Annotated in this window: 22 protein-coding genes and 1 pseudogene; 15 read left to right on the top strand and 8 right to left on the bottom strand. The window is 63.4% G+C overall.

What is annotated here, in order from left to right; all coding sequences use genetic code 11:
* Positions 1–27: 27 nt before the first annotated feature.
* From HAV21_RS20250 to HAV21_RS20280, 7 genes are all read left to right on the top strand, one after another.
* The gene (locus HAV21_RS20250; protein WP_166842909.1) at positions 28–234 is read left to right on the top strand and encodes a hypothetical protein; all 207 of its coding nucleotides are present in this window, start codon (positions 28–30) and stop codon (positions 232–234) included.
* 111 nt (positions 235–345) lie between these two features.
* A complete protein-coding gene (locus HAV21_RS20255) occupies positions 346–906 on the top strand; it encodes an SRPBCC family protein (RefSeq protein WP_166842910.1) in 561 nt (186 codons plus the stop codon).
* Positions 907–1120: 214 nt separating this feature from the next.
* The gene (locus HAV21_RS20260) at positions 1121–1741 is read left to right on the top strand and encodes a hypothetical protein (protein ID WP_166842911.1); all 621 of its coding nucleotides are present in this window, start codon (positions 1121–1123) and stop codon (positions 1739–1741) included.
* A 123-nt stretch (positions 1742–1864) separates the two neighbouring features.
* The gene (locus tag HAV21_RS20265; RefSeq protein ID WP_166842912.1) at positions 1865–2599 is read left to right on the top strand and encodes a YcnI family protein; all 735 of its coding nucleotides are present in this window, start codon (positions 1865–1867) and stop codon (positions 2597–2599) included.
* 104 nt (positions 2600–2703) lie between these two features.
* On the top strand, positions 2704–3354 hold the full coding sequence (locus tag HAV21_RS20270; protein WP_166842929.1) for a DUF4232 domain-containing protein: 651 nt from the start codon (positions 2704–2706) through the stop codon (positions 3352–3354).
* A gap of 55 nt (positions 3355–3409) precedes the next feature.
* Positions 3410–8407, top strand: a complete 4998-nt coding sequence (locus HAV21_RS20275) for a DEAD/DEAH box helicase (protein WP_166842913.1) — start codon at positions 3410–3412, stop codon at positions 8405–8407.
* Complete coding sequence (locus HAV21_RS20280; protein ID WP_142936654.1) at positions 8400–9230, top strand: DNA-formamidopyrimidine glycosylase family protein; 831 nt, start codon at positions 8400–8402, stop codon at positions 9228–9230. The genes HAV21_RS20275 and HAV21_RS20280 overlap by 8 nt, the downstream gene beginning before the upstream one ends.
* Positions 9231–9488: 258 nt before the next feature.
* Here HAV21_RS20280 and HAV21_RS20285 read toward each other — a convergent pair whose 3' ends face one another.
* Positions 9489–10745 carry a glycoside hydrolase family 16 protein gene (locus HAV21_RS20285; protein WP_166842914.1) on the bottom strand — a complete coding sequence of 419 codons (1257 nt, stop codon included), beginning with the start codon at positions 10743–10745 and terminating at the stop codon, positions 9489–9491.
* Between the two features lie 341 nt (positions 10746–11086).
* On the opposite strand from HAV21_RS20285, the gene HAV21_RS20290 reads away from it, so the two are divergent.
* From HAV21_RS20290 to HAV21_RS20300, 3 genes are read left to right on the top strand one after another with little or no spacing between them, the layout of a single operon-like run.
* A complete protein-coding gene (locus tag HAV21_RS20290; RefSeq protein WP_208097286.1) occupies positions 11087–12970 on the top strand; it encodes a glycosyltransferase in 1884 nt (627 codons plus the stop codon).
* A gap of 44 nt (positions 12971–13014) precedes the next feature.
* Positions 13015–13467 (top strand): STAS domain-containing protein, encoded by a 453-nt coding sequence (locus HAV21_RS20295; protein WP_166842915.1) that lies wholly within the window; start codon positions 13015–13017, stop codon positions 13465–13467.
* Positions 13458–14690 (top strand): glycosyl hydrolase, encoded by a 1233-nt coding sequence (locus HAV21_RS20300; protein WP_166842916.1) that lies wholly within the window; start codon positions 13458–13460, stop codon positions 14688–14690. Before HAV21_RS20295 ends, HAV21_RS20300 begins: the two co-directional genes overlap by 10 nt.
* Before the next feature lie 17 nt (positions 14691–14707).
* Here the strand turns inward: HAV21_RS20300 and HAV21_RS20305 are convergent, their stop codons facing one another.
* Positions 14708–15337: a hypothetical protein gene (locus HAV21_RS20305; RefSeq protein WP_166842917.1), complete on the bottom strand. Its 630-nt coding sequence runs from the start codon at positions 15335–15337 to the stop codon at positions 14708–14710.
* 61 nt (positions 15338–15398) lie between these two features.
* Here HAV21_RS20305 and HAV21_RS20310 point away from each other — a divergent pair, with 61 nt between their 5' ends.
* A complete protein-coding gene (locus HAV21_RS20310; protein WP_166842918.1) occupies positions 15399–16862 on the top strand; it encodes a PLP-dependent aminotransferase family protein in 1464 nt (487 codons plus the stop codon).
* On the opposite strand, the gene HAV21_RS20315 is transcribed toward HAV21_RS20310, so the two are convergent.
* On the bottom strand, positions 16859–17362 hold the full coding sequence (locus HAV21_RS20315) for a DUF4188 domain-containing protein (protein ID WP_166842919.1): 504 nt from the start codon (positions 17360–17362) through the stop codon (positions 16859–16861). The two genes, HAV21_RS20310 and HAV21_RS20315, sit on opposite strands and share 4 nt — an antisense overlap.
* A 119-nt stretch (positions 17363–17481) precedes the next feature.
* On the opposite strand from HAV21_RS20315, the gene HAV21_RS20320 reads away from it, so the two are divergent.
* The gene (locus tag HAV21_RS20320) at positions 17482–18069 is read left to right on the top strand and encodes a TetR-like C-terminal domain-containing protein (protein WP_208097255.1); all 588 of its coding nucleotides are present in this window, start codon (positions 17482–17484) and stop codon (positions 18067–18069) included.
* Here the strand turns inward: HAV21_RS20320 and HAV21_RS20325 are convergent.
* Both HAV21_RS20325 and HAV21_RS20330 read right to left on the bottom strand, forming a co-directional pair.
* Positions 18066–18758 carry an SRPBCC domain-containing protein gene (locus tag HAV21_RS20325; RefSeq protein WP_166842920.1) on the bottom strand — a complete coding sequence of 231 codons (693 nt, stop codon included), beginning with the start codon at positions 18756–18758 and terminating at the stop codon, positions 18066–18068. The two genes, HAV21_RS20320 and HAV21_RS20325, sit on opposite strands and share 4 nt — an antisense overlap.
* The gene (locus tag HAV21_RS20330) at positions 18751–19392 is read right to left on the bottom strand and encodes a helix-turn-helix domain-containing protein (protein WP_142936666.1); all 642 of its coding nucleotides are present in this window, start codon (positions 19390–19392) and stop codon (positions 18751–18753) included. The genes HAV21_RS20325 and HAV21_RS20330 overlap by 8 nt, the downstream gene beginning before the upstream one ends.
* Positions 19393–19537: 145 nt before the next feature.
* Between HAV21_RS20330 and HAV21_RS20335 the strand changes: the two genes are divergently transcribed.
* Entirely contained in the window at positions 19538–20467 is a 930-nt protein-coding gene (locus HAV21_RS20335; RefSeq protein WP_166842932.1) for a pseudouridine synthase, read from the top strand.
* A 12-nt stretch (positions 20468–20479) separates the two neighbouring features.
* Here the strand turns inward: HAV21_RS20335 and HAV21_RS20340 are convergent, their stop codons facing one another.
* Positions 20480–20974 carry an Lrp/AsnC family transcriptional regulator gene (locus HAV21_RS20340; protein ID WP_347877680.1) on the bottom strand — a complete coding sequence of 165 codons (495 nt, stop codon included), beginning with the start codon at positions 20972–20974 and terminating at the stop codon, positions 20480–20482.
* A gap of 173 nt (positions 20975–21147) precedes the next feature.
* On the opposite strand from HAV21_RS20340, the pseudogene HAV21_RS20345 reads away from it, so the two are divergent.
* Positions 21148–22368: pseudogene (locus tag HAV21_RS20345) on the top strand (amino acid permease); the annotation flags it as partial.
* 83 nt (positions 22369–22451) lie between these two features.
* Here HAV21_RS20345 and HAV21_RS20350 read toward each other — a convergent pair.
* Entirely contained in the window at positions 22452–23006 is a 555-nt protein-coding gene (locus tag HAV21_RS20350; RefSeq protein ID WP_208097257.1) for an O-acetyl-ADP-ribose deacetylase, read from the bottom strand.
* Positions 23007–23060: 54 nt separating this feature from the next.
* Here HAV21_RS20350 and HAV21_RS20355 point away from each other — a divergent pair, with 54 nt between their 5' ends.
* A complete protein-coding gene (locus HAV21_RS20355; RefSeq protein WP_166842922.1) occupies positions 23061–23705 on the top strand; it encodes a DedA family protein in 645 nt (214 codons plus the stop codon).
* A 5-nt stretch (positions 23706–23710) separates the two neighbouring features.
* Here the strand turns inward: HAV21_RS20355 and HAV21_RS20360 are convergent, their stop codons facing one another.
* Positions 23711–24016, bottom strand: a complete 306-nt coding sequence (locus HAV21_RS20360) for a hypothetical protein (protein WP_142936668.1) — start codon at positions 24014–24016, stop codon at positions 23711–23713.
* Between the last annotated feature and the right edge of the window lie 167 nt (positions 24017–24183).

The following is a 24183-nucleotide window of genomic DNA, read 5'->3' on the forward strand; positions in this document are numbered from 1 at the left end:
ATGAAACATGGAAGAAAGTAGGCTCGAATGAATCACTCGTGGGCACGTCGGCATTCTTCTACCCTTGAACCTGAGGATCGTTTCATCCAGATCCTTCGTCAGATGGATCCGGGTGGGGAGATGACCGAGGAGATCAACCGTGTTGAGATCGAAGTCAAAAAAGCCCGCAAGACCACCAAACCGCGCTCGTCAAAAAAGAAGTACAGGTTGGGCGCTCCCAAGAGCGGCAAATAGAGTCCCTCGTTTCTTTCGGAGCGCTTGCTAGCTATAGGTTTCGAACCGTTGCGCGCAACCTCGCGCTCTTACTGGTTCGCCATGGACCTGCACAGGCCCTTGGAGGCAACAATGGCCGGGACCACTAACAAGACAGGCAAAAGCACCGACTATGCGTTCGTCACTGAATGGCGAGTAGCGGGAACACGCGAGGAAGTAGTCAACGTCCTGGGCGACGCCGCAGCTCTCAAGCAGTGGTGGCCCTCCGTCTATCTCACCGTGACACCAGTAGCCCAAGGCGGCCCGGATGGCGTGGGCGCCAGCTTCGATCTCCACACGAAAGGCTGGCTCCCCTACACGCTCAAGTGGCGGCTCACAGTTACCGAACCCGTAACCCTCGATGGCTTCGCGCTTACGGCTGAAGGGGACCTCAACGGCACCGGCCGCTGGACCTTCGTGACCGACGGACCCGAAGTGGTTATCACCTACGACTGGCGTGTCAGTGCATACAAACCTTTGCTTCGCCGCCTGAGTTGGCTCCTCAAACCGGCATTCTCCGCCAACCACCACTGGGCCATGGCTCGCGGTGAGGAAAGCCTGAAACTGGAGCTACGCCGTCGGCGTTCATCTGCGGGCTCAGCAAGCGTGCCGGAGCCGCCGAAGCCAACGTTCGTTCGGTGGGCTCAGCGCTAGGTTGACGTTCCTTCCCGGTTGCCTCAGCTCGCACCTCAGACAGCCCCCGGAATTCCAGGAGTCCAGACATAGCAAGCACCGGAAAAGCGGGAGCAACTGGGGAGGAGCGCAGCAACGCGTCCACATACGCACCCATCCGGGTCCTGCCCGGCACCGAACTCCCGATAGAATCAAGTCGCCGATAATCAGAGCAGCCACAGATAAGGGAGGACCCGTGCGCACATCACAGCCCCGGGCACCCTTTCATGCGTTGCGTTCAGGCGCCATCTCGCTGATTGTGGTTCTTCTTGCTGCAGGGGCCCACATCGTAGGTGGCGGAGAACTTCCCACAGCACCGGTCCTCCTGGCGCTCGTTGCGCTGACGGCCCTGGCTGCCACGCTGGCCACCCGGTTCAAGCTGAATCTCGTCACCATGGCCGGAATCTTGGGCGCAGGACAGTTGGCGCTTCACGAGGCTTTCACCGCCTTGGGCCCAATATCGGCAAACGTGCAGGAAACAAAGCACCACCTCGGCACTGAACCTTTGAGCGCCGGGCTGGACATCGCAGCTACACATACCCATGAGCTCGGCACAGCATTCGGCACCATGATGTTTGTAGCCCACGTCGTGGCCACCATCGCTTCTGCCGTGGTCCTGGCCAAGGGTGAGGATGCCTTGTGGCAACTCGCCGCCTGGCTGCGGCCGTTGCTCTCCCTGCCCACCTTGGTGTTCAGGCCCGACGCCGGCGCCTCGCCTGTCGCAGTTGGCGCACCCGATGTCTTCATCCCCCGCCCTTGGCGGAACCTTAGGCAAGATAGCCGCCGCGGCCCGCCCGCCGTCGTCGTACTTCCTTAGTTCCGCCCGGCACCTTCTGCGCACAACAAATCACGCGCTGCAACAGCACAGCCTTTGCATGGTGACGGGCCTCAAACCCGTACCCGGCGCCGCTTCAATCGGCGCACACGAAAGGCACTTCCCATGAAATCCTCGATTCGTCGCACCCTTTCCGCAACCGCCGTCGCCGGTGGAACCGCTGCCCTGATGATGGCCGGTCTGGCCGGAGCATCCGCCCACGTCGGCGCCGACCCCAACAAGACCGCAGCTAACTCGTACGCGCTGGTGACCTTTGGAATCCCCCACGGTTGCGACACGTCCGGCACCACCAAAGTGGCCATTTCACTCCCTGAGGAACTGAACGACGCCCAGCCCACGGTCAACCCCAACTGGACCGTGGAGAAGGTTACCGAGACGCTCGCTGAGCCCAAGAAACTGGACGACGGCACCACCATCACCAAGCGGACAAGCCAGATCGTTTACACGGCGAAGGCCCCGTTGGATCCGCACCTGCGCGACGCCCTTGTTTTGTCGGTCAAACTGCCGGACGCAGCGGGCAAGACCATCTACTTCCCCACGCTGCAGACCTGCGAGACAGGCCAAACAGACTGGTCCGAGATCGCCAAGGAGGGCCAAGACCCGCACGATCTCAAGGCTCCGGCACCGTCGGTCACCATCACGGCAGCCGATGCCGCAGGCGACCACCACGCTGCAGAAGCCGTGTCCACCGAGCAGGCCGCCGCTGTAACTGACGACGGCTCGCAGGCGCGTAGCTGGGCCGGCCTGATCGCCGGCATCGCTGGCTTGGGTCTGGGCGGCGCTGCGTTCTTGCGTAGCCGCTCCGCCAAGCCGGCCGTGGCCAAAGCCGACACCAAGTAGTTGACGACGGTTTGGCGCCCGGAAGATCACAATCCGGGCGCCAATCCGCGCTCCCAGCCGTGGCTGAATTGACTCGGATCAGGGCCGGGGCAAGGCTGGTGCCCATGTGGACTCAGCGCATCAAAACCGGACTTGTGACGACGACGGCAGCCGCTGCGCTGCTCCTTCTTGCTGCTTGCGGGCCAAGCCCCAGCCCATCGGCAACCAGCAGTGCCCCTCCATCTTCCTCGGCGCCAACTACCTCGACTCCGTCGGCCACTGCAACGTCAAGCCCGCCTTCGGCAACGGCCACGCCGTCACCCTCAGAGACATCTACGTCCGCGGCACCAGCAGCAGCCGGGCTGTGCAAGGCGGGATCCCTCACCGCCGCAACGGACGCCACCGGCGGCGGCGCCGCGGGCAGCGTTTATGAGAAATTGATCCTGACCAACTCCGGCGGCACCCCCTGCATTCTGGAGGGCTTCGCCGGCGTCTCCATGACTGCCGACGCCAACGGCGAACCGATCGGCGAGCCGGCAACCCGGGAAACCACCACCCCGGTCACCAAGATCGAACTGGCTCCGGGCAAGTCGGCGTGGGCGGAAATCCGGTACACGCAGGCCGGTAATTACGGCGACTGCACCAAGGTCGCCGCAGCGGGCTTCCGCATCTACCCGCCGAACGACACGGCGTCACTGTTCATCCCGGAGCCGCACGATGCGTGCAGCAACACCGGCATCAAGCTCCTGACCATCACCGCTTTCCAGGCAGTCTGACCGTCTCCCCACGGCTCTGGCTTATTCTGTCGGAGCCGTGGGGCATGATGGAGTGATGCAGGAGCCGCAGGCGTCGGATGGCGCCATCAGCCGTTTCAGCCAGGCAACCAGGGAATGGTTCCTCGGCGCTTTTTCCGAGCCCACACCCGCGCAGGATGGTGCGTGGAACGCGATCTCCTCAGGCTCCCATGCCCTGGTTGTGGCCCCAACGGGTTCCGGCAAGACCCTTGCTGCTTTCCTTTGGGCGCTCGATCGCCTGCATGCCACGCCCAGCGACACACTACCGGGCCTGGAGACCGTCCCGGCCAACGGCAAGGGCCGGGCCAAGCGCCCGAAAACCAAGACGCGCGTCCTCTATATCTCGCCACTGAAGGCGCTGGGCGTGGATGTGGAGCGCAACCTCCGCGCACCCCTGATCGGCATCACGCAAACTGCCAAACGCTTAGGGCTACCAGCACCCTTGGTGACGGTGGGCGTCCGTTCAGGAGATACGACGGCGGCGGATCGTCGCACGCTGTTGACCAACCCGCCGGACATCCTCATCACCACCCCGGAGTCCCTGTTTCTCATGCTGACGTCCCGTGCCCGGGAAACGCTCAGCGAAGTGGACACCATCATCATCGATGAGGTGCACGCCGTAGCCGGCACCAAGCGTGGCGCACACCTGGCAGTTTCCTTGGAACGGCTGGATGCCCTGCTTCCGAAGCCTGCGCAGCGCATCGGGCTATCGGCAACCGTTCAGCCCCGTGAGTTGGTGGCACAGTTCCTGGCCGGCCAAGCCCCCGTGGAGATCGTCGCCCCACCGTCCAAGAAGAACTGGAACCTCACGGTCACCGTACCTGTGGAGGACATGTCCGATCTGCAGGGCGCTGCCGGAGCATTCGACTCCGGGCCGGCGTCGGGGTTGCAGCCGCAGGCGTCCATCTGGCCGCATGTGGAGGAACAGATCGTGGATCTGGTCCTGTCCAAACAATCCACCATCGTGTTCGCCAATTCCCGTCGGCTCTCTGAGCGCCTCACAGCCCGGCTCAATGAGATCTACGCCGAGCGCCAGTTGATGGCGGTGGGTGGCAGCGAGTGGGCCGCCCCCGAATCCGACCCGGGAATCCCGGCCTCCACAGCTACCCCGGCACACATGATGGCTCAGGCCGGAAGCACTACTGGCGCCGATCCTGTGCTTGCCCGCGCACACCACGGCTCCGTATCCAAGGACCAGCGGGCCATGATCGAGGACGACCTCAAGTCCGGCAGGCTCCGCTGCGTGGTGGCAACATCGTCGCTGGAACTCGGCATCGATATGGGCGCCGTGGACTTGGTGGTCCAAGTTGAATCTCCCCCATCGGTAGCCAGCGGTCTGCAACGCGTCGGGCGTGCTGGACACCAGGTTGGTGAGATCTCAGAGGGAGTCCTCTTCCCCAAACACCGGGCCGACCTCCTCCACACCAGCGTCACCGTTGAGCGAATGCTCGCCGGGCAGATTGAACGCCTGAGTATCCCGGCCAACCCCTTGGATATCCTGGCCCAGCAAACGGTGGCTGCCACCGCCCTGGGAAGCATCGACGTTGAGGACTGGTTCAGCACTGTCCGCCGATCAGCGCCTTTTGCGAGCCTGCCACGCTCGGCCTTCGAGGCCACCTTGGACCTCCTGGCCGGCAAGTACCCGTCGGACGAATTCGCGGAGCTAAGGCCCCGCATCATCTGGGACCGGCATGCCGGGACCATTGAGGGCAGGCCCGGAGCCCAGCGCCTGGCTGTCACATCGGGCGGAACCATCCCCGACCGCGGGCTGTTTGGTGTGTACATCATTGGGACGGAAGTCGAGGGCTCGGCCTCCCCCGCCACCGCGGACGGCAGTGAACCCACCGCTTCAGCCCGTGCGGCCAAGGGCGGACGCCGCGTTGGTGAGCTCGACGAAGAGATGGTCTACGAATCACGGGTAGGAGATGTCTTCGCCCTCGGTGCCACCAGTTGGAAGATTGAGGACATCACCCACGATCGTGTGCTGGTCTCCCCTGCGTTCGGCCAACCCGGCAAGCTTCCCTTCTGGAAGGGCGATTCCCTGGGCAGGCCCGTAGATCTTGGCCGCGCGCTAGGTGCCTTCATCCGGGAACTCTCTGCCGCAGACGAAGCCCCGGCCATGGAACGCTGCCAGGCCAGCGGATTGGATGCCTACGCCGCAAGCAACCTGATCCAGTACCTCAGGGAGCAAAAGGAAGCCACAGAGATAGTCCCGAGCGACCGAACTTTGGTGGTGGAGCGCTTCCACGACGAACTCGGCGACTGGCGTGTAGTCCTCCACAGCCCATTCGGCATGCCCGTTCACGCCCCATGGGCACTTGCTGTGGGCCAACGCCTGCATCAGCGCTACGGCCTGGACGGATCGGCCATGGCCGCCGACGACGGAATCGTACTGCGGGTACCCATGATGGAAGATGAGCCGCCCGGCGCTGAGCTTTTTCTCTTCGACCCGGAGGAACTCGAACAAATCGTCACCACGGAGGTGGGCGGCAGCGCACTATTCGCCTCACGGTTCCGTGAGTGTGCGGCCCGCGCTTTGCTCCTGCCCCGCCAAAACCCGGCCAAGCGTCAGCCTCTGTGGCAGCAACGCCAGCGCTCAGCCCAGTTGCTGGATGTCGCTAAGAAGTACCCTTCCTTCCCCATAGTGCTCGAAGCCGTCCGCGAATGTTTGCAGGACGTTTACGATCTACCCGCCCTCAAAGACATTGCGGCGTCCGTGGAGCGCAGGGAACTTAGAATCGTGGAGACCACCACCCAGCAGCCCTCCCCGTTCGCGAAGTCCCTGCTGTTTGGGTACGTGGCGCAGTTCCTCTACGAGGGCGACTCCCCCTTGGCCGAACGCCGGGCTGCCGCTCTGGCCCTGGACTCCACGCTCCTCAACGAACTCCTGGGTCGCGTGGAACTGCGCGAACTCCTGGACGCCGCAGTCATCGACAAAACCGAGATGGAATTGCAGCGCCTTGCACCGGACCGGCGGGTTCGTGGCATGGAGGGCGTGGCGGATCTCCTGCGGCTGCTGGGCCCGCTCACCGTTGAGGAAGTCGCAGAGCGACTGGAGGGTACCCAACCACCAGAATCGACCCCGCAGCCTGAAACACGAGCGCTGTCCGTGGATGACCCACAGCCTGAGGACGCACAGCTCGAGGACGCACAGCTCGCAGCGGAGGCTTCCGTGATCACGCCATCCGGCAGTATCGTCGACGCCCGGTCCCACCTCACGGCACTGCAGAAAGCCAACCGCGCACTCAAGGTAACCATCGGCGGCGTCGAGCGTTTTGCTGCCATTGAGGACTCGGCGCGGCTCCGTGACGCAATCGGCGTTCCGCTGCCCATGGGTGTGCCGCTCGCCTTCATTGAGCCTGTCCACGATCCTTTGGGCGATCTCGTTTCCCGGTACGCGCGCACCCATGGTCCCTTCACTGCCTCAGAAGCTGCGGCCAGGCTTGGGCTTGGCGTCGCGGTGGTCAATACGGCCTTGAAACGGCTCGCTGACGACGGTCGAGTGGTGGAAGGCGAGTTCCGGCCCCACGCGGTCGCGGAGCAGCCTGCAGAACGAGCCGACTCAGAACTCATGACCGTGGACGCCCCTCCGTCCAGTGAATGGTGCGATGCCGAGGTCCTGCGGAAGCTCCGGCGTCGTTCACTCGCTGCGCTCCGGGCCGAGGTGGAGCCCGTGGACACGGCCGCCTATGGTCGTTTCCTGCCGGCCTGGCAGAACGTGACCGCGCCAGGCAAGTCCCGAAGCCAGGCCTTGCGGGGGCTGGACGGCATCATCACGGCAGTGGACCAACTCTCCGGTGTGCCCATCCCGGCATCCGCGTGGGAACCCCTGGTCCTGGCGAGCAGGGTGGCGGACTACAAACCGGCCATGCTGGACGAACTCATGGCAGCCGGCGAACTCCTCTGGTCCGGGGCAGGATCCCTCCCGGGGAACGACGGCTGGATCAGCCTCCATGTGGCCGACTCCGCAGAGCTGACGCTCAACCCCGATCCTGAATTCGAACCCGGCGACGCCCAGCAGCGGCTCTTGGAACACTTCAGCGCAGGTGGTGGCTACTTCTTCCGGCAGCTCACAGACGTGGCCGGTGGCATGGATGCGGTGTTGAGCGATGACGCCGTGGTCTCTGCCCTCTGGGACCTCGTCTGGGCCGGCCGCGTGACAGGCGATACCTTCGCTCCGGTGCGGGCCATGATCGCCGGCGGGAAAACTGCGCACCGGCAAGTGGCCAAGGCGCCCAGGGCCCGGGCGCCACGCATGAGCAGGCTGGGCCGTTCCCATGGGACAGGATTGCTGGGTTCTCCGGGGCTAACAGGTGGGCGTTACGGCTCCGTATCAGGCGGAATTGCGCCTGCCCCGCCCTCGGCTGTGGGCCGCTGGTCAGCGCTTCCTGCCCCCGAACTGGACCCCACCATCCACGCGCGCGGAACCGCTGAGCTTCTGCTGGACCGATACGGCGTAGTCACCCGGGGTTCGGTCATGGCAGAGAACATCATTGGCGGATTCGGGCTCATGTATAAAGTCCTGGCCCGCCTCGAAGAAGCCGGGCGTTGCCGCCGCGGTTACTTCATCGAACATTTGGGCGCCGCCCAGTTCGCCGTTCCTGCCACGGTGGACCGCCTCAGGTCCTTCACCGAGGACGCGCGCATCTCCAAAGCCGAGCCATCTGCCCTTGCCCTCGCCGCGACCGATCCCGCCAACCCCTACGGCGCTGCCCTTCCGTGGCCTGCGCTTTCCGTCGACGCCGGTTCCGGTCACCGTCCCGGGCGCAAGGCCGGAGCGCTGGTAGTGATGGTGGACGGCGCGTTGGTCCTTTACGTCGAACGCGGCGGTAAGACTCTGCTCACCTTCAGCCATGACGAGGACGTGCTGGCCGTCGCCGCCGAGGCCCTGGTGGGTGTGGTGCGCCGCGGTGCCGTGGACAAACTCTTCATGGAGAAGGTCAACGGCCACGACCTCCTGGAAACTCCGATCGCCGTTGCTCTCGCCGCCGCGGGGGCCTACTCCACTCCGAAGGGACTCCGGATCCGTGCCTGAAGGCGATTCCATTTGGCGGGCTGCCTCACGCCTGAACGAAGCGTTGGCGGGGAAGACCATCAAGGCCTCAGACTTCCGCGTGCCCCGATTCGCCACCCTGAACCTGGCCGGATGGACCATGACCGAGGTTGTCCCCAGGGGCAAACACCTCCTCATGCGCCTGACCGGACCTGTTGACGAGGAACCCGGCGCCAGCAGGAAACCCCGGGCCCTTACCATCCATTCCCACCTCAAAATGGAGGGCAACTGGATGATCTATCCGCCCGGTGGCCGTTGGACGAAGCCCGGCCACACTGCACGGTGTGTGCTCCGCACGGACACCGCAGATGCGGTCGGGTTCTCACTGGGCATCCTGGAAGTGGTGCCCACAGCGGAGGAAGAGAAGATCGTCGGGCACCTCGGGCCGGATCTGCTCGGTCCCGACTGGGACGAGGAAGAAGCATTGCGCAGACTTCGTGCCGAACCGGACGTCACCGTGGGATTTGCGCTGCTGGACCAGCGGAAACTTGCAGGCATCGGCAATATCTACCGGTGCGAATCGTGCTACTTATCCGGCATTCATCCTGCCCTGCCGGTGGGAGAAGTTCCTGACCTTCCCAAGACCGTCAGGGACGCCAAACGCCTTCTCGGCGAAAATCTGGGCCCCGGGCGGCGGACCACCCTTGGTCCGCGCGCACTCCGTCCCGGGTATTGGGTATACGGCAGGGAACGCCAACCCTGCAGGCGCTGCGGCACCACAATACGTCGCGGCCTCCTGGCAGGACCGGACGGTACAGAGGAACGGGACATCTACTTCTGCCCGCACTGCCAGCCGGCGCCGTAGACGGCCCGGCTGCCCAACAACCCAGTGCCCGACAACCGCGCGCCCAACAACCCAGTGCCCGACAACCGCGCGCCCAACAACCCGGTACGCACCACCGGCCGGACCCGGCCACACATCAGCCAGCCAGGTCCGGCCCACAACCGCCGCGACGGCTGCGCACAGTTGCCAGCCCGGCCCGCTACTCCAGGAAGCTCCCCAGCCGCCCCAGCAATAGCCGCCGGACCCCGCAAAGTTGCGCGCCGCCGTCGGACGCTTTTATTACACCATTCGCCACCACTTTTGGTTCGCGGTACCGGCGCAATCCCACAGCTGCAGCGTCGCACCGTTGGCTGAATTCCAGTCAACTACGTCAACGCATTTGTTGGCCTGAGGATTCACCAAATCCCCGGAAGAATTCAGGACGAATTGTTGCGCTGCACCGCCGTTGCAGCCGGTGAGCTGGATTCTGGCACCGTTTGCCGTTGATCCCCAGGCAACATCCATGCATTTGCCCAGCGAGCGGATGGTTCCGTTGGCGGCAAAGGTCCATTGCTCCGAAGCGGAGGTATCGCAATCCCGGAGTTCCAACGGGGCACCATCGGCTGCTTGGCGGCCGGCTACATCAAGGCACTTTTCGGAGTAGCCCTGGATTCGGGTGCTGGACGCAGAAAGTGCAGGAATTGAAGCGAGGTCATACACACGGACGTAATCGACCAACATGGACTGTGGGAACACCGTGCCCGTGTCCGGTGCTCCCGGCCAATCGCCGCCCACGGCAAGGTTGAGGAGCACAAAGAAGTTGTGGTCGAACACCCACGGTCCGGCAGTTGAGGCCTTGGTCTTGTGTGAGTAGGCCGCTCCGTCGATGTACCACGTGATGGACTCGGGGCCCCAGTCCACAGTAAACGTGTGGAATCCATCGCCCAGGGCCTTGGCGCCGGGCAATGTGTAGCTGGCGTTGGTGGCGTTTGGCCCTGAGTAACCGGGCCTGTGGATACTTCCCCACACCGTTCCGGGTTCCTTGCCAACGTTTTCCATGACGTCCAGCTCACCGCTGGCAGGCCAGCCGTCGGTGAATACGTTCTCTCCGAGCATCCAGAAGGCAGGCCACATGCCTTGCCCCTTGGGCAGTTTGAGCCGGGCTTCGAACCGGCCTTGTGTCCGGCTGAACTTGCCAGCGGTGGTCAGCCGGGCGGACGTGTACTGGCACGTCCCGTAGTGGCACTGATATCCGGCGGGGTTTTCCTTAAGGGCGGTGATGGCCATGTTTCCCTGTCCATCGGCTGCAGCGTTGCTTGTGTTGTTGGTGTAGTACTGCAGTTCGCCGTTGCCCCATCCGGATCCTCCGGTGTCGTGAGTCCATTTGCCTGCGTCGGGTGCCGTGCCGGCGGGTCCGTTGAATTCGTCGCTCCAGACCAGTGTCCCGGGGGCGGGCATACCAGCCGATGCAAGTGCAGAAGGCTCCGGGGCTATGAGGGTAGCTGCGATGGTCAGGCCAGCGACGAGCATCGTCAGGGGCATGAGTCTTCGCTTCATGAAGCCACTTTGTAGGGCCATCACCGTGCCGCGCAAGCTTTTTCGATGCGACACGCAAAACGTCACAGCCAGGAAATAATCAACGCGAGTTTACTTATCAGTGCCGTAACGGGGATGAAATGTGTGCGGGAGAAAGTGGAATCAGGAACCAACTGGCTTGAGATGAATTCCCTCAAGCGGGTTGGCAAAAGGACATTCCGTTCGCAGCCGAATTCCTTCCCTTGAGCATCGACGATGCAGCTCCAGGCGCGTCAGCCGTGTCTTCCCAATTTCGCTCTGAGGAGCGTGTGGACATACTGGCGCGCCTTGGCCTTTTCCCCAGCAGTTACCGGAGGCTAAAGATGGGCATTTACAGACAAATACTGGTAAGGATCCTTGCAGTTCTGGTGGTTTCCTTTGGAGTGATCTACATCAGTTGGCGCTGGTCGAGCACTGTGGCCTGGGATGCTTGGTGGATCTCGCTGCCTCTCGTGGTCGCGGAGACTTACAGCCTCGGCGAATCGGCACTTTACGCCGTGACCATGTGGAACGCACGACGACGTCCACCTCCCCCGCCTGCCCTGCCGGGCAGATCGGTGGACGTATTCATCGCAACCTACAACGAACCACTGGACCTGGTGATGAAGACGGCCGTTGCGGCCAGGGACATGGAGTACCCCCACGAAACGTGGATTCTTGACGACGGAGATAGGGCCGAATTTGCTGAAGCAGCCCGGCAGATCGGCGTCGGGTACATCACCCGTGGTCCCGAGTGGGATGGGCGGCAGCGCTTCGCAAAGGCGGGCAACGTCAACAACGCCCTGTCCCTGACAACGGGCGAGTTCGTGGCCATCTTTGACGCAGACCAAGTCCCTGAGCCGCGTTTCCTGGGCCGCGTCCTCGGGTATTTCGACGCCGAAGAAGTGGCCTTTGTCCAGACGCCGCAGCACTTTTGGAATGTTCCGGAGCGGGACCCCTTGGGAAGCCAGGCGGAACTCTTCTACGGACCCATCCAGCAGGGCAAGGACGGCTGGGACGCAGCGTTCTTCTGCGGTTCCAACGCTGTCCTTCGCCGGGAAGCCCTCATGGCGCTGGGTCTGACCCGTTACACCCGGACAGCCACGGAGCAGACGTGGCGTGCCTTGCGCAGGGGCCGGTCCAGGCTTCAGGATCTTCACGGGGAACTGGGCAGGCGCCATCCCGCCGCCATGCCGGTCGCGGAACAGGCGTTGGAGGCAGTGGCCCGCGCGGAGCATCAGGTGCGCAGGGGCGATGTCCTTGCTGAGATCACTTTTGAGCTCCGCGTGGCCTTCCATGCTGCCGCGTTGGCGGTGCCCGATGCGATGGACGATGTGGTGCCGGAACTGGACGCGGTCCTGGAATCCGTGGATGTTGCGCACACGGACCAGGCCTTGGCCATCCACCCCATGGATACCACCACCATTACCGAGGACATGGCAACGGCCATGCACCTTCACGCGATGGGGTGGGGCAGTGTTTACCACCACGAGATCCTGGTCCACGGACTGGCCCCCGAGGACGTGTCCACCATGCTGTCGCAGCGGCATCGATGGGCAGCAGGCACCATGCAGGTGTTCTTCAGTGACAATCCGGTCTTGCTTCGGGGCCTCACCGTGGCCCAACGGCTCATGTATCTGGGCACTATGACGAGTTATCTCAATGGCTTCGCCGCTCTGAGCTACATCGCGGCGCCTGTGGTGTTCCTGGTGGCTGGGACCTACCCGCTGACTGCCAGCCCGGTGGTGTTCTTCTGCCTCTTCCTCCCCTTTTTTGTGACCTGCCAGCTGCTTTTCCAAGTAGCTGGCAATGGTTCCAAGGGACTGTGGCGCGGCCAGCAATGGTCCTTCGCACTGTTTCCCACCTGGATAGCGGCCACGTGTTCCGGTGCGGCGGCGGTCTTCCTTGGCAAGCACCTCACGTTCTCGGTGACGGCCAAGAGCAAGCAGGCTGCAGGACGCGGTTTTCAGCACGTCAGGCTGCAACTGGCAGCCATGGCGTTGCTCGTTGTGTCCTCGCTCATCGGCATTGCCCGGGTGGCATTCGGGGACGCGCCACTGTATCCCACCCTCATCACGCTTGCCTGGGTTGCTTTGGACCTGGCGCTTTTGAGCGTGGTGATCGGCGCTGCAAGGTATCGGGGACCCAGCGAACAGCTGGAGGAACCCGTGTCCACCCCGAAGGAGCTCGCCAGCGTCCTTGGGACTACCTCCGAACATAAAAACTGACAGCAATCACACGCCGTTCCATCCCCCAGCAAGGAGCGACTCCCATGTCCATGATTTCCCCTGCCCCAATGACCATCTCCTCTGCCCGGCAGCCAGTAGATCTGATGAGCCTGGATCTGACCGTTACCGGCGATTTGGACGCCACTGCCGTTCTCGACGTTCGCCAAGCGTCCGCCAAGGCCGCCGCGGACGGCCCCATCCTGGTCCTTCTCGATATCGCCGCGGTGACTTCGGTGGGAGCATCCGGCGTCGTAGGGCTCCTTGAGGTACTGCACCTGCTGCGCTCACGCGGCGGCGATCTGCGCCTCTTCGGGGACTCCAGCGCTCTGACGGAAACCCGCCTCCAGGACCATCTGGGTCACGTGGCCCGCATCTACGCAAACCGCCAGGAAGCGGTCGACGGCGGCGCGGCCCTTATGCGGCCGCGCGGGCTTACGCCGCGGTTCAGTTGGCGCACCCTCTTCGGGCGCCGGCGCCGTTCCCTTGGATGGGGCTGACCATGGCGCAGGCTCCTCCAGCTTTCACCGGGCATCCGAACCGAAATCGTCGGCGGGCCAGCCTGCTCATCCCCTTGGTGGTGACTGCCCTGGCTGCCACGGGTTTGGGTTTCGCGTCCAAGGAGGTGGTGCCTGTGGTCCAGGCTCTGTCCCTTTGCCGGGCCGGCGACGCATCCACCCTGATCCCCCAAGATGGCGTGCTCCTTGGCGTCAACCTGGATTGGGACTCCGAGACCCTGGCCGAACACCGCGCAAACCTTGGCCACGATCCCGCGGTGGTGGTGCAGTTCTCGGATATCCCCTACGACGACGAAACGTGGGCACACACCACCAACGCCGTCACCCAGGTCCGCGCAACCGGGGGCGTGTTGCTCCTGACACTCGAACCGCACGGCGGCTTGGAAACCATGAGCGATGAGGTGATCGCCAAGCTGGCCACGGACCTACGGGACATCAACGATCAGGGGACGCCCGTCGTCGTACGTTTTGCGCACGAGATGAACGGTTCCTGGTATTCCTGGGGCCAGCAGCCACTGCGCTATGTGGAGGTCTTCCGCAAAGTGGCTGCCGCCGTGCACTCACAGGCACCGGGTACGTCCATGATGTGGGCGCCGAACTACGGCGGCGGCTATCCGTTTACGGGCGGCCAGTTCGCGGCACGTCCGGGTACTCCGGATTTCGCTGCCCTGGACACAGACCATGATGGCGCGCTCACCATGGCCGATGACACTTACGCGCCCTACTATCCGGGGGACGACGCCGTGGATTGGGTTGGAGTTTCGCTGTATCACTGGGGCAATCAGCGGCCTTGGGGTAACAACGACATCTCCGAGCCGGGCAAGTTCCTGGCCATGCTGACCGGCACGTACAGCGGCACCGCCGGTGACGACAGTCCCGTCCCGGATTTCTATCAGGTGTACGGGGTGGACCACAACAAGCCGGTGGCCATTCCGGAGACGGCGGCCATCTTCACACCAGCGCGTGGCGGTGCATCCGAGTTGGACGTCAAACAGGCGTGGTGGCGTCAGGTCTTCTCCGCCGAAACCCACCAGAAATACCCCCAGCTGAAGATGATCAACTGGTTCGAGTGGAAGAAGTACGAGATCGAAATTAACGACGACGTCGACTGGCGCAGTGCGGGATCGCCCGCCATCCGCGATGCGCTGGCACAGGACCTGCCGGACTGGTTGCGGTACGGCGAGGACCTGGAGGCGTGCCGTTAGTGACTGAGCGAAAAGCCCTACGCGGCAGGCGCGGCCTCCACGGCTTCCGTGGGGGCCGTTGCCTTTGCCCGCTCCGGAACCATGAACTTCGGCAGCAGAACCTGCACGATCGGGCCGATTGCCAGGGCGTACACCACGGTGCCCACGCCCACGGAGCCGCCCAGGAGGAAGCCCACAGCAAGGACAACTACTTCGATGCCCGTGCGGACCAGACGCACGGACCAACCCGTGCGGCGGACCAGTCCGGTCATCAGGCCATCACGGGCGCCGGGCCCAAGACGGGCACCGATGTAGCAGGCGGAGGCGATGCCGTTGAGGATCACAGCACCTGCCAGCATGGCGATCTGTCCGCCAAGGTGCGTGAACTCCGGGATGAGCCAGAGCCCAAGATCAGCGAAGAGTCCCACCAGAACGGCGTTGGCGATGGTTCCGATCCCTGGCATCTGCCGGAGCGGGATCCACAGGAGAAGGACCAGAAAGCTGACCGCGATGACCACAACACCAATACTGAAGCCGGTCTTCTCGGAGAGGCCTTGGTGGAAGACATCCCAAGGGTCCAAGCCAAGGCCAGCCCGGATGAACATGGCCAAGGAGATGCCGTACATCGCGAGGCCGATCAGGAGTTGGGTGATTCTTCGGGTCATCATGGGTTCCATCCTCCGATAAAACTGGCCTTGTATTCCATAGCCAGTTTGGAATACTGGTCTTATGTCCGGCTCCCTGAATCCCACCGCACTCGTCCGTCTCCTCGGCTCCTGGAACTCCGGTGCCCTGCCCGCCTACCGCGAGCTGGCCGACGTCGTGCGTTTGCTGGTGATGGACGGGCGCATACCGTTGGACGTCGCCCTGCCCAGCGAGCGGGCGCTCGCCCAAACACTCGGCCTCAGCCGCACCACGGTCACCGCCGCGTATGCGAGCCTGCGCGAACAGGGATTCCTCACGGCGGGTCAGGGCAGTCGCGGGCGGACGTGCATTCCCCACCGCACCGCGCCAGTGAGCGCCCCCGGACTCGCCGTCCCGGAAGGACTGTTGGACCTGGCGTATGCGTCGCTCCCGGCCGCCGGCGAGGTAGTCCACCGCGCCTTCGCCGACGCACTGACCGAGCTGCCCGCCCTTCTGCCGGGGTTCGGGTACGAGGCCGTGGGAATTCCGGCCCTCCGGGAAGCCATCGCAGAAAAGTACACCTCCGAGGGGGTGCCAACAACCCCTGGCCAGATCCTCGTTACGTCCGGCGCGCAGCATGCACTCAACATCGTCCTTCGCACCCTGGCCGGAAAGCAGGACCGCGTCCTGGTGGAACACCCCACGTATCCCAACGCTTTGGATGCGATCCGCGCCGCCGGCTGTAAGCCCCTTCCCGTGGCACTACCGCTAATACAGTCGAGTACGTCACCGGCCTGGGATATCGATGCCATGGTGGCCATGATGAACCAGCAACGCCCCGCAATGGCCTATCTGGTGCCGGACTTCCATAACCCCACCGGGCGCATCATGTCGGACCTGCAGCGCCGGCGCTTGGCGCGGGCGGCCGCGGCTTCCGGGACCGTGCTGGTGGTGGACGAAACGCTGCGCGGATTGAATCTCGACGCCGTCCGCACCGCGCCGATGTCCTCTTTCAGTCCCGCGGTGGTTTCGATCGGATCGCTCAGCAAGTCGCATTGGGCGGGGCTGAGGACCGGGTGGATCCGGGCAGACGAGTCACTGATTGCCCGTTTCATCTCCACCAGGACCGTGATGGATCTGGGCGGCCCGGTAGTGGAACAACTGGCGGCTGCCCGCTTGGTTCGGGCTTTCAGCGAACCGCTTGATGCCCGGCTCGAGGAACTAAGGAATCAGCGCGAATCGCTGCTGGGGTTGCTTGCCGAGCACTTGCCAGCATGGGAGGTGGAGCGACCACGGGGTGGGCTCACAGTCTGGTGCCGCCTTCCCACGCCGTGCAGCACCGCGTTGACTGTGCTGGCTCCCGACTTCGGCGTTCGCTTGGCGGCCGGCCCCCGCTTTGGGGTGGGTGGCGCCTTTGAGCACTTCCTGCGCGTTCCGTTCACCTTGCCTGCCGCACAGTTGGAGTTCGCCGTCGGTGCGCTCCGCGCCGCCCAGGACAAGCTGGACGCCTCGCCGCATCTCCGCCGAACCCTCAAGACAGAGCGGCCAGCCGCCGTCGCAGTCGCCTAGGCTGCCGGGCCCGCGGATCGAGCGGCCGCGCCCATGCGTTGCTTCGCCGTGTTGCTGCCGGGGCCCACCTGAACATGCGTGGTGGCTTTGGCCAGCCCGAACATCGGCATGCCGTTATACACCACTTCAATGCCCGACGCCGGCACCTGATACGTCTCGTGCCACACGCCGATGTCCCCGCTCCCGGCGATCTCCTTCATGAACTTCCGCCACGGCCCCAGATGTGGCGAGTCCTTGTCAGCGGCAAAGCGCCTGAGGTGCTCCGGGCTTTCCCAATAGCTGAGCATCACCGTGGTCCGCCCAAACCACTGCTCGCTCCCCAGGAGCCCCGCCTCAGGATGAGCGGCGAGGTGTTGCATCATGGCAGGCATGGCCGACGTTACCTGAGCGATGCGACCCATCTTCCACCACCTGTTGGCCCGCATTCCGATGAGGAAGACGGTTACTGTATCGCGCCCGATATCCGCGGTGAAGCGGCCGGGGAAGATGTCCTGTGCCATGAGAATCCTTCAGTTGGGGGGAACCGATGAGTTCGCGGAACCCTTGTTTTGGAACGCCGGTTTCGTAACGCCGGTTTCGTAACGCTGTTATAAAACAATGTTATGGAACACTTGAAGGTATGGCAAGACCCGTGATTCATGATCAACACGTCCAGGATCGGCTCCTGGCGGTTACGGCTGAACTGGTAGACCGCGAGGGGCCGGCCCGCGTCACCCTCCGCGATGTTGCCGCTGCCGCCGAAACGTCCACCACGGCGATCTACTCGCTCTTCGGCGGGAAAGCGCAACTGTTGACGGCCGCCGTCGACGACGGCTTCCGATCCTTTGGCGATTCCCAACGCGAGGCAGCCAAGGGCGGGTTGCTGGGATTGGGCCGCGCGTACCGCGCCTGGGCTCTGGAACATCCAGCCCTCTACCGCTTGATGTTCGGCGGGACCCTGGCCGCCTACGTAGATTGCAGCCCGACGCCGGAAGTCACCTCCGAGTCGATGCTCCCCTTAGTGGAGGCAGTGGTAGCCGCACAGTCGTCGGGCGCACTCCGCTCAGACGAACCCACACTCGTGGCCATGGCCATCTGGGGTCAAGTCCATGGGCTCGTCAGCTTGGAGCTGGCGCAAATGAACGATCCCGCCACCGACTGGGCGGCCATTTATGAGGCCGCCCTGGATTCTGTAGCTCGGGCCTGGGCGGCCTCACCGGACTCTTAGGCGTACACCTTCTCCAGGAATGCTCCCCAGGTCTTGGCCGTGAGTTCCGAATCGCCGGAGCCGCTGAACTCGTGCACCGTCATGCCTACCGGAGCGCCGAAAGCGTTCCTGCCGAAGAAGCGGTACATGGTGTCGGCAGTCCTGAGGCCCAGGAAGTTCTCGTTGGAAAAGTCCACTTCCCCGCTCAGCCGGCCCACGCCGTCGACGTCCACATCCACTGCAGTACCGGCGGCCGCGCCGTCTACGCCAAGGGCCCTCTTCAGCTGCACTAAACCATCCGGCGTCTGCGAAGACGGCGGCGCCTGAATGTCCGTGAAGACCACCGGCTTGCCGTCGAAATACCGCAGGTACTGACCCAGGGTGTGCAGGTAGAACTCGGTGTGCTTGCTGGCGCCGTCATACTGCTCGTCCCAGTTGTCGGCGAAGATCCCGCTGTGAACGTAGTGCAGCTTGGCGCGTCCGCCTTCCAGCGGTTCAAGGACGTGTTCCAGCTGGTTGAACCATCCGTCAGGACCGTCCATCCTGGACACCAAGTGGGTGGGGTATTCCTCAGTGGTGTTGACAGCGGGCCACTGATCCGTGGGGAACATCCAAGCCGGCGTGTCCTTAGTGACCGCCTGCCATACCCGCTCGGGAGTGCCCGGCAGTTCGACGTCCGCTTCGATTTCGAATTTCCGGTTGTCAGTCATTGCTTTGATCCTTTTCTGCTGATTGCTCCGGGGAGGCTTGGGTTGTTTTAAGTGCCGGGTGAAGCACGACGACGAGGCGGTGCTTGCGTGCACCGCCCGCCTCTGCGGCAGCACCGCCGTCGTGATACTTATCCACGAGGCGAGTCACCGCCACGCCGAGTTCCTCGGCGAACGCTGCACGTTCGGTGGCGGAGCGGAAAGTGATCTCGCCATCGATCGCGAAACTGGCCAGCTTCTTCTTGGCCAGTGCAGCACCGGCTATGAGCTTGCCCATCTCCTGCACGGTGCGGGAGGCCAGTGCCAGCAGCCAGAAGGCCGAAAACCGGTCAGAGAAGCGCCGGGGGTCCGGTGCCACAGAAGCGAGGGCGACGGGCGAGATCAGGTAGGACGCAGCCGTGGCACGCAGCACCCTCTCGGTGACGTTGCCTTTGCGCCGCTCCTCCACCAGCTCCACCAAGCCATGGCGTTCCAGGGCTTTGAGGTGGTAATTCACCTTCTGCCGGGGCAGCCCCACCTTCGCGGCCAGTTGCGTGGCGGACGCAGGTTCCACGAGCTCCCGCAGAATACGGGTGCGGATGGGGTCCAGCGAGGCTTCCGCCGCGGCCGGGTCCTCGATCACTTCGATGTCCAACATGCTTCAAGTATGCTTACCGACAACTTTTATTGTCAAGAACTTTTTTATCGTCGGAACTGGATGCGTTGTGAGGCCCGCTCTGCATGCTTTGTGCGCGACTTAGCGCGCAGAGCGGGCCTCGCAACGCCGGTAGAATTGCCAGGTGATGCAATCCCCCCTCCCCGTGCGTGACGGCGTGAACGCCACCCGCCTCCGCCTGCCGGACGAGGGGCCATGGACCACCGCCATGGACTACATGATGCACCGCTGGGGACACATCGACCCCCAAGGCATTGAGGACCGGTTCGACGCCGGCGAGATCGTAGGCGAGGGCGGAATTCCCCTTGATCGCAGCACCAAACTGGAGGACCACACCTTCATTTGGTACTACCGCACGCTCCCACCGGAGACACGGCTGCCCGTGGAAATCACCATCCTCCATCAGGACGAGCACATCCTGGTGGTGGACAAACCGCACTTCCTCCCCACCACGCCCGGCGGCACGTACATTCAGGAATCCGCGCTGGTCCGGCTGCGAAACCTGCTCAACCTCCCCGACCTCATCCCCATGCACCGACTGGACCGCATGACCGCCGGCCTGCTGCTGCTCTCCACCAACCCCGAGACCCGCGGCAAGTACCAGGTCCTCTTCGAGAAGCGCCAGGTCCAGAAGGAATACGAGTCCGTGTCCGCCGCGACGCCCGCCGCAGGTTATCCCGCCGTCGAGTTCCCAACAGTGGTACGCAACCGCATGACCAAGTCACGCAGTTATCTGCTCGCCGAAGTCATTCCCGGTGAACCGAACGCTGAAACGCGCATTGAACAGACAAAAACGTTCGACGCCGGAACTCACCAGCGCGCGCTGTACCGTTTGGAGCCTCACACCGGGAAGACCCACCAACTGCGAGTGCACATGGCGTCGCTCGGGCTGGGCATTGTCAACGATGCCTTCTATCCGGATCTGCTGGACAAAGCGCCGGACGACTACAGCAAGCCGCTCCAACTCCTGGCCCGTGGGATCCGGTTTGTTGACCCGATCACCAAAAAACCAGTGGAGTACCGCAGCCAACTCGAGCTCAGCGAAGCCCACGGCTGATTCCCCGAAACGTCAGTCCCCCGGGGTCAGGTGATCGAACACCAGGTTCGTCTGGGTGTTGGCAATAGCCGGATCCGATGCCAGGTGAACTGCGATGAAGTCCCGAAGTTCCGTGGGAGTTCCGCAGGCTACGTGCATGAGGAAGTCTTGGTCGCCGGCCAACAGAAACACGCTCTGGACGTTGGGCAATGATCGCAGGCGCTGACCGATGGCAAGCATTTTGTTGCGCGCTTGGGCGTTCACCCGCACCGAGATCAACGCGTAAACCAGCAGGCCCAGGGCTTCAAGATCCACCGATGCGTGGAAGCCGCGGATGATTCCCGCATCACGCAGCGCCCTGACCCGGCCCAAGCACGTGGAAGGCGCTATTCCCGCTTTGGCGGCGAGGACGTTGTTGGGGATCCTTGCGTCCGCCATGAGCTCCTGGAGGATCAAACGGTCAGTGTCGTCCAGCCGAACCCGGTTCGGCAGCGACCCCCGGGTACGGGTCGTGGGTGAATCTGGCACGAACCCACCTCCAATATTTTCCTGATCCTTCGAAATACTTGGCACAGCTTTGAGCTGGATTCTATCTTGAAGCGATTTGCAGAATCGACGAGGAGGTCGTTATGGGCGGTTTCGAAAAGATCCAAGAACGTGAGGGCGGGCTCAAAAGGCAGCTCACCTCACGGCAAATGACCATGATCGCGCTGGGCGGAGCGATCGGTACCGGTCTGTTCCTGGGGAGCAAATTTGCCATCGGCTTGGCTGGGCCCAGCGTCATCATCAGCTACGCCATCGGAGGCCTGATCGCACTCCTCCTCATGGGCAGCTTGTCCGAGATGACAGTGGCACACCCAACCTCAGGATCCTTCGGAGCTTTTGCCGAACACTACGTCAGCCCGCTGGCCGGTTTCCTGGTGAAGTACATGTACTGGTCCTGCATCGTGCTAGCCGTGGGAACTGAGGTGACCGCGGTGGGCGAATACATGAAACTGTGGTTCCCTGACGTGCCGTCACTGCTATGGGTGATCTTCTTCTCGGCGGTTCTCATCGGCGTGAACACCATGAACGTGAAGGTGTTCGGAACTCTGGAGTACTGGTTCTCCAGCATCAAGGTCTTCGCAATCATCGCGTTCATTGTGCTCGGCGCGTACATCGTCTTCGGCGCCCGCACGGAAGGCACTGGCTTCCAGAACTACACAGCCGAAGGCGGCTTCTTCCCCAACGGATTCTCCGGCACCTGGTTCGCGGTGATCGTGTCCATCTTCAGCTACCTCAGCATCGAGATGATTGCCATCGCCGCTGGTGAAGCCAAAGACCCGGCAACCGCCGTGAAGAAGGCTTTCCGGACCACTATCGCCCGGCTGTTGCTGTTCTACATCGTCACACTGGCACTGATCCTGGCAATCGCCCCCGTGAGCCAGATCCTGGCCGGGGGCAGCCCTTTCGTCACAGTCATGCAGAATCTGGGCATTCCCTTCGCGGACAGCCTTTTGACCTTCGTGGTGATCATCGCTGCGCTCTCAGCCATGAACAGCCAGCTCTACATTTCCACGCGAATGATCTTCAGCCTGTCCCGCAGCGGTGACGCACCGGCCGTATTTGGGAAACTCCGCTCCAACGGCGCCCCCGTGAATGCCTTGGTCCTATCCACGGCAGGAATCGCGATCGCCACTGTCGTCTACGCCATTTTCCCCGAAACTGCCTTCACCTTCATGATGGCCATTTCCATGTTCGGGGCCATGTTCACCTGGTTCATGATCTTCGTGACCCATTGGTTCTTCCGCCGCAGCATGAAGCGCAGCGGCACTGAACTCGCCTACAAGAACCGGTTCTACCCGGTGGGCACCATCCTCGGTGCGGTCCTCATGATTGCCATCGCCATCAGTACACTCGGCACCTCGGCGTTCAATATGACCTTGATCTTCGGCCTGCCGTCCCTGGCACTCGTCACGGTCCTCTACTACGTGGTGCAGCGCCGCAAACGTCAGGAATCGCCTGGTCAGGAATCCTCCGGCGAGGCAGCAAAAACACTCCGGAAGACCGCCGTCGTATCCTCCGAAAACAGCACGAACTCCACCACCTCAAGCGGGCTGTCCGACGCCGCGCCGGCGGAAGACGACGACGAGAACGATCTCACGGCGTCGAACGCTACCTCCGCAACCTGAGCGGGGTCCCACCCGTAAATTCCGGCGCTGATCGCAGGGAAGGCCACAGACCGGGCACCCAGTCCGGACGCCACTGCCAGGCTTTCGTGGAAGCAGGAGGCGAGCAGCGCCGGATCCCTCTGTCCCACGTGTCGGTTAGGTCCCACAGTGTGGATGACCCAGCGCGCCGGGAGCCTGAATGCGGAAGTCGCGACGGCGGAACCCACCGGCAGTCCGTCCGGCAGTTGCGTCCGCCTCAACTCGCGGCACGCCTCAAGCAATTCCCCGCCAGCGGCCCTGTGGATGGCGCCGTCCACTCCCCCTCCACCCAGCAAAGAGGAGTTGGCGGCGTTGACGATCGCATCAACAGCGCGGATGGTGAGATCGCCGTGCAGTATGTCGATTCGCATGGCCACAGTCTCACTCCGGAGCGGCAGACACGGCAAGTGCGGTACCTTGTGGCCATGGACATCATCGCCCCGGAAACATGGGGATCCGCGATTTACCTGTGGATCGTACCCATTGTGCTGGGCGACGCCATCTTCCCGCCCATCCCCTCCGAAATGGTGGTCATCACCGGCGGGGCGCTGGCAGCCGATGGCCACGCGAACTTCTGGCTCGTCCTTTTCCTTGCCGCGTTCGCGTCCTGGTTGGGCGACATGGCGGTGTTCATGCTGTTCAAACGGCGCATCAGCCATGTCCTGGATAGGTGGGCGTGGGGCCGCCGCGTCCACCGCGGAATCCACGAGGCCATCGCCAAAGCCGGCCGCTCCTCAACGTATGGCGCCATCATCGGCGCACGCTTCATCCCGGGAGGCAGGCTCGCCACCTCATCCGCGGCGGGAATTGCCAACGTCTCGGTACGCGGGTTCAGCCTGTGCGCAGGCCTTGGCGCAGTGCTGTGGGCCGTGTGGCAGGTGGGGCTGGGTTACTTCACCGGCTCCACCACCAAACTCCCGTTCTGGGCCAGCTCACTCATAGGAGTGGGACTGGGCCTGGTGATCGGCGTGGTGGTGGGATTGATCGTCACGCGGCGGCGCGGCAGCCGTTCCCCCGTGGACGAACCGTTCGACGCCGACAAACCCGGCGACGTGCCACAGCCCGAGTAGGTCCTTTAGACCGGTGCCCAGCGTCCGCGGCTGCGACGCAGCACGTAAAGGCTGCCGGTCAAAGCAACACGCTCGACGGCGTCACGCATCATGGCTGCCGACGTCCGGGCTTCGTCGTTCTCGCCCAAGTAATCGCGATCGTCAACTGTGAAACGGAGGCTGAGCTGGGGCACTCCGCCGACGATGTCCAGCTGGTTCGACTCCACGTGGTGGCGGGTTTCCAGCGCTTCCACCGCTGCGGCCATCACCGATTCAGGTGCGTTGCCCGGTTTGAGGCCAGTGATCTTCAACTTGGTCTGGAACGACGGCATCCCACTACCCTAACCTTCTCTCACATCCCGCGCCCTTGGATGCGGTCGTCAAGTTTTTGAGACAGGTCTCGTTGTTGTTTTTGGTTAGGCGGCCAGGGGTTGCTGGGCGCGGGTTTGGTAGTTGGTGTGGGCTTTGGCTGGTGGTATGCCGCCGGCTCGGCGGTTGG

It is taken from the genome of Paenarthrobacter sp. MSM-2-10-13 (assembly GCF_011605365.1).
GTDB lineage: Bacteria > Actinomycetota > Actinomycetes > Actinomycetales > Micrococcaceae > Arthrobacter.